The following is a 5828-nucleotide window of genomic DNA, read 5'->3' on the forward strand; positions in this document are numbered from 1 at the left end:
AGATGCACTTGCCGCCATCCATAACTGCCAGCTCGTCCTGGCTCATCAGCTCTTTGCCACATTGTCAAGTGATGAATTCAAGAAAACGGCAGCCGCAAAGAAAAATCTTTGTGGCTGCCGTTCTAATTGGCGGCTTGAAGCAAAAAAATCCCCGGTTGTACCAGGGAAATAAAAACTTTAGTATAGCCTAAAAGAGAAAGCTAGCGCCTTGAGGCGCGGCCAAGTAGAGTGGGCTTAAAGCCTGCGTCCCGAGCCACCCGTTTTACGGGTGGCAGCGACTCCTTGTCTGTTTATCTTATACTTGTCAATTTATATTATCCAATAATGTGAATTATAATATGACAGTACGGATGCATATTATAGAAACATAACTTTGAAAGAATCAAGCATAACCTGTGGAGTGACTCTTCAACGGATAAACTATTTTCACTTCATACAGTTCCGACATATGGAATAAGGAACACCAATCGCCCTCAATACAACTTTCTTTCTATTAGTTAAAAATGCACATAATCAAAAAAGAAAATCGACTTATTTTAGACAAATTCATTGACAAGTTCTGCTTTAGGTGATAAAATAAAAGTGAAAAGTCGAAATTTATATTGTTGGGAGGTAAGACCGATGATTTGTTTTAAGGTTAAGTTGCCTAACTTAATAATGGAGCATTTTTACCGACGCTGCCAGCTTTGGAGGCTTAGAATTAAAATTGTTTCTATTTGCGCATAAGTTAGGCATGATTATTTGTCTACTTATGCGCTTTTTTATTTGAATTTTCAGTATTAGCAGAAAGGAAGTGTTATACATAGATAACATATGGCTTATCCTTTTGCTTCTATTAAGTTTTTTTATGATTTTTAAGCCGGAACTTTTATGGAAAATTGAACACTTCTTTTCTGTAAAAGGCGGTGAACCTACAGATTTATATCTTGGTTTGATGCGGGTTGCTGGAGTATTCTTTTTTATTGCATCCATCATTTGCATTATTGTTTTGGTTTTATAAGAGAAGGGGGGCTTTTAATGAAAAAGCTAACACGTAAGATTGTTGCACTTACTCTTTCCTTGGTTATGTGCATAAGTTTTTCTAACACTACTTTTGCTTATGCCGACAACGAGAATATCAGTTCTTCTGCTGAAGCAAGCAAAGTGAATTGGTGGAAGATTGGCTGGATTATCCTTTCAGATTATGTGGAAAAGCTTATCGATCTCGATGGACAGAGTGAAAAGGATAGTAGTTGGGCCTATCTTGTTTCACCTAGCATAGAATATAACACGGGTGATATGGGGCCTGAGGTTTATTTTCGTCCAGAAGTAGATAACAGCGTTGGTTCTATCCGTATGCATGGACATAGGATTATCTTTGTCGATATTTTTACACAGATTGCACTCATCTTGTCAGATGCCTCTGGTGATACGGTAAGTCAAGCAACTACTGGTACAAATCAGTATATGTTTTATACAAAGAAAGCAGGAGACAGTTCTGGTACATGGAAAGCACAGTTTGTTTCAACTGAGACATACAAATGGCAGTTGTATTATGCCCATTATTACAATGCCAATGCTCGTTCAAGTGTTCCTATGACGGAAGATGGATTTTACTTTGGGGATAATAACAGAGTTTATCAATTCTCTGTTGCAGAATCTTACAGACTTAATTCTCTTCCTCCAGAGGTTGTTGATATGACACAACTTAATGCTCAATTTATTAATCCTGCTGATGGAAAAACTGTAGATTATCTCAAAGACTTTAATGCTGGAGATCAAGTTCATTTCTCTGATATAATTATTGACATTAGTTATGATGCGACTGAGGATGCGACTACATTTTATTTTACCGAGGATACTTATGAGGAAAACATAGGATGGAAATTTGCAGGAAATCTTCTTGACCAATATTCCGCTGGTGATGTTCTGAATCTAACTTTTGATGTGTTGAATGTCGGAAACTATCAGGGCATTACTTTTGAAAGCCTCGACTACTTTGAAGCAGCTTACGCGCATAATAACGGTGCCGCTTATCCCAATATTCAAGATTACCAATAATTTGATTTTGACATAAGGACTTATAGAAGAGGGCGTGTTGCGGATAATTTTCTGCAACGCGCCCTTTTTAGTATGCTTTAGCAAAATAAAGTTATCCCTTTTACTCTGGCCAAAGGAATAACTTTATTGCCTGATAGCATTAAAAGAAAATTGTTGTATCACTTTTGATATAAATTAAAAGTATTTAGCGTCTAAATTCTACCTTGACATTTCCCCAACAAAATTGTAAATAATCTTAACCTCCTGTGTCCTCTGACCATCAATCTTCTTGATTTCTCCAATCAGAATCCGGCTAATGAGCCGGTTCAGCACCGCCTCGTCCAGTTCCTCGATGGCGGCATAGCGCCGGATTTCCTTGATAAAAGTGCGGACTTCGCTTTCTTGCGCATCGGCACGACCTTGCATCATTGCCAGGTCATGCAGGCGTTTCTGGTTGGATTCCTGCTCCTGTTCCAGCGCCGCCGTCAGCTTCACAAACCGCTGCTCGGTCAGGATGCCTTTGGCCTTATCGGTGTACAGGCTCAGGAACATCCCGTCAATTTCCTGATTTCGGGCTTCCAGCCGCAGGCGTTCCTTTTCTGTCTGGGAGGCGTCCACCAGATACCGGTGCTCCATCCGGCGGCTGAGCCGCTGGTAGAACGCATCGGCATCCTTCATAGCCTGCGCCGCCAGTTCCTGAATGTCTTTCAGCACCAGATTGTATAAATCCCTGGCCTCGATCTTGTGGCTGGAACAGACCTTGCAGCCCATGCGGTTGTAGGTCTGGCAGATATAGTACGCCTTGTCAATCGGCTCCCGCATTTCGCCGGTGAAGCGGTTCTTCCCGGTTCGGCCCACTTTCTCATACCGCACCTGCATGGACTTCCCGCAGGTGGCGCAGTAGACCAGACCGTGGAACAGATTATAAAAGGGGCAGGAATTCCCCTGAATGGTCGGCCTGCGGTCAATGAGTTCCTGCACCTGTTCCCATTCCTCCGGCGTCACAATGGCCTCATGGCAGCCCTCGATCACTTCCCACTGGTCACGGGGAATAATGTCATAGGTGTTGGAGCGGATGCCTTTCTGATGCGTCCGAAAGACCAAATGTGCGCCCTTATAGAATGGATTTCTCAGGATGTGACTGATTCTGGCTCCGCCCCAGAAATAATAGTTGGCGTCAAACTCCGTGTTGGCTTTGACATGGGTGATTGGGATTTTTTCTTCCATCAGACGTTTGGAAATCCTCATGCAGCCCAGCCCGTCAAGGGCATAGTCATAGATTTTGCGGATGATTGGCGCTGTCTCAGGGTCAATGATGAGATGCCCCTTGTCCTCCGGGTCACGCATCAGGCCGAAGGGCGGCGTCCCTCCGCAGAACTTCCCCTGCCGGGAGCGGGTGGTGATGCCTGCCAGCACCTTTTTAGAAATATCCCGGCTGTACATATCGTTCAGGATATTCTTAAAGGGCGTAATGTCCATCTCCTGACGGGTCAGGCTGTCCACGCCGTCCGTGATGGCGATATAGCGTACATTGTGTTTGGGGAAAAAGATTTCGATATAGCTGCCAGCTTCAATATAGTTCCTACCAAGCCTGGATAGGTCTTTGGTGATGACGCAGCCGATCTTCCCCGCCTCAATGTCAGCGATCATGCGCTGGAAGGCAGGGCGGTTGAAATTGCGGCCCGTATAGCCGTCATCCACATAATATTCATACTGGAACATTCCATGCTTTTCAGCAAAGTCCCGAAGCATGATTTTCTGGTTGCTGATGCTCATACTCTCGTTGTCGCCGCCGTCATCCAGAGAGATGCGGCAGTAGAGAGCGGTGATTTTCTCATAGACTTGTTTTTTCCTGCTCATAGCGTTCTCCTTCTATGAACAGGGACACGATACCATTATAGTACCATGTCCCTGCCCCTGAATCAACCGTTTTTACGCAGCGTTTTCGGCCATTTCCCGCTGTTCCAGCCATTCCTCGAAGTGTTCGCAGGTCTGGCGCTCGATCAGCTGCTCAAAGGCTTCCCGCATGGACTTCTCCCCGGAGAACTCCCGCACCACCACAAAACGGACTTTATTTTTCTGCTGTTTGCTTTTTTCCATAGGCTACCTCCATAGAGTAGCAGGCCAGACGGCAGCACTGGCAACGAAGTCCGGCAACGAACCTCTGAAAACCTGTAAACTACCGTCTGACCTGCAAATCTTACTTTATCAATTTTCTTGAAAAATCTCGTTGTTTTCGTTGCCGGAGATAGAGATAGATATTAGAAAATACCTTATTTACAGGCTTTTTCCGTATCCAGACCGGAGAATCCCCGGCAACAAACCCGGCAACCAAGTGGCAACCATCCCGGCAACAGACCGCTAATTTTATGCGATCCACTCCTTCGGCAGTTCCAGCTGGCAGCATTCTTCCTCGGTCAGCTCCACAAATCCATCTTCGTTGCCGGGCAGTTCGTTGCCGGAAACGTCCCGTTCCCAGCCCCTCTGCCTGCCATATCCGGTGAACATCCGGGGATTGGAGAATGGTTTCCAGCCCGTCACCACCGTGTTCATGATCTCGTTGATATTGTGCAGCTGCCACCGCTTCGGCTCATCGTAGGTGTGGCCCAGCGCCTCCTTGAACAGCTGTTTGGAGCAGACCATGCTGCCGGTGTAGTGTTCCAGAAAGCCCTGTATCTGTCCGGCCTCGGTGTCCTCCGGCATGAAATCCTTCTGCACCTCCACCAGCTGGCGCTGGATGGACTTGCTGAACTTCATAGAGTAGTGGCCGCTGCGGTAAATCGTCATGGCCTCCGCCCAGACCTGTAAAAGATAGGCTCTGGAGGCGTCCTCGTCCTCCAAAATGTGAACCTCTGCATTCTCCGGGTAAATCATGATCGGCAAAAAGCGCCGATTTCCGGCCCGGTCAAGGGGCAGGAAGTCCAGTGTGTTGGACGAACCGCCGAACACACACTGCCGCAGCCGGTCTTTGGGCTGGGCCTCGTAGGGCGTCCGGTAGGTTTCCTTCTGGCGGCTGATAAAGGAGCGGATTTCTTCAATGCTTTTGGCGCTGCTGGTAGCCAGCATCTCCGACATTTCGATAATCCAGTGTCCTTGCAGCTTCAGATACACCCTGTCATCGTCCAGTTTTTTCAGGTCGTCACTGAACCACTCGTCCCGGATCGCCAGCAAGCGGAAGAAGCTGGACTTGCCAGCCCCCTGACCGCCCACCAGACAGAGCATTTCCTCATATTTGGAGCCGGGGCGGAATACCCGCCGGATAGCCCCCAGCAAAAAGTGTTTCAGCATTTCCTCCACATAGTCGCTCTCGTCCGCACCTAAGAAATGATGGAGACAGGAGCGGATGCGGGGCGTCCCGTCCCAGACAAGGCCGTTTAGCACGTCCTGTATGGGATGGTAGCAGTTCTCATTCGCCACGATGGAGAGCGCCGCCGTCATCTTTTTCTCACTGGTCAGGCCATAGGTCTGCTCAAAATAGAGAAGCAGATATTTCACGTCCGTATCCGTCAGGGCACTGGTATTCCTGCGCCAGCCTAAATCCTGTACAATGTCCACCCGGTCAGTCAAAAGGTTCAGGCGGATCGCCCCACGCAGGAGAGGGTCATGGCAGAACACCGTCCGGCAGTTGCCGATGGTGTTGGCGGGCTGGCCCTTCTCGGTGACGGACAGGCTTTCCCGCACCTCATCAACGCTCCGCTCCGGCGCTAAGGCTTCGGCTGCGCTCATGGCGGCCTGCCGGGTGGCTAGCGGTAAACTCTGATATTCGCTGCTCAATCTTCCTCACCTCTTTTCCATACTCAGCGACCACG

5 protein-coding genes are annotated in these 5828 nt (G+C 47.6%); 2 read left to right on the plus strand and 3 right to left on the minus strand.

The genetic code is table 11. From position 1 onward, the window contains the following. The first annotated feature begins 793 nt into the window (after positions 1-793). A complete protein-coding gene (locus tag ACLTOQ_RS14630) occupies positions 794-1000 on the plus strand; it encodes a DUF6199 family natural product biosynthesis protein (protein ID WP_334291862.1) in 207 nt (68 codons plus the stop codon). Positions 1001-1017: 17 nt separating this feature from the next. Then, positions 1018-2040: a hypothetical protein gene (locus ACLTOQ_RS14635; RefSeq protein ID WP_055221986.1), complete on the plus strand. Its 1023-nt coding sequence runs from the start codon at positions 1018-1020 to the stop codon at positions 2038-2040. A 198-nt stretch (positions 2041-2238) separates the two neighbouring features. On the opposite strand, the gene ACLTOQ_RS14640 is transcribed toward ACLTOQ_RS14635, so the two are convergent. From ACLTOQ_RS14640 to ACLTOQ_RS14650, 3 genes are all read right to left on the minus strand, one after another. After that, positions 2239-3879, minus strand: a complete 1641-nt coding sequence (locus ACLTOQ_RS14640; protein WP_055221983.1) for a recombinase family protein — start codon at positions 3877-3879, stop codon at positions 2239-2241. 72 nt (positions 3880-3951) lie between these two features. Then, positions 3952-4119 (minus strand): hypothetical protein, encoded by a 168-nt coding sequence (locus ACLTOQ_RS14645; protein WP_164468434.1) that lies wholly within the window; start codon positions 4117-4119, stop codon positions 3952-3954. A 267-nt stretch (positions 4120-4386) separates the two neighbouring features. Next, on the minus strand, positions 4387-5745 hold the full coding sequence (locus tag ACLTOQ_RS14650; RefSeq protein ID WP_055221981.1) for a virulence-associated E family protein: 1359 nt from the start codon (positions 5743-5745) through the stop codon (positions 4387-4389). Positions 5746-5828: the final 83 nt, after the last annotated feature.

Source organism: Gallintestinimicrobium sp., assembly GCF_046968865.1.
Lineage (GTDB): Bacteria > Bacillota > Clostridia > Lachnospirales > Lachnospiraceae > Gallintestinimicrobium > Gallintestinimicrobium propionicum.

Coding starts and splice junctions, on each gene's coding strand:
- ACLTOQ_RS14650 (WP_055221981.1), bottom strand. CDS start 5,745: ATGAGCGCAGCCGAAGCCTTAGCGCCGGAGCGGAGCGTTGATGAGGTG.
- ACLTOQ_RS14640 (WP_055221983.1), bottom strand. CDS start 3,879: ATGAGCAGGAAAAAACAAGTCTATGAGAAAATCACCGCTCTCTACTGC.
- ACLTOQ_RS14635 (WP_055221986.1), top strand. CDS start 1,018: ATGAAAAAGCTAACACGTAAGATTGTTGCACTTACTCTTTCCTTGGTT.
- ACLTOQ_RS14645 (WP_164468434.1), bottom strand. CDS start 4,119: ATGGAAAAAAGCAAACAGCAGAAAAATAAAGTCCGTTTTGTGGTGGTG.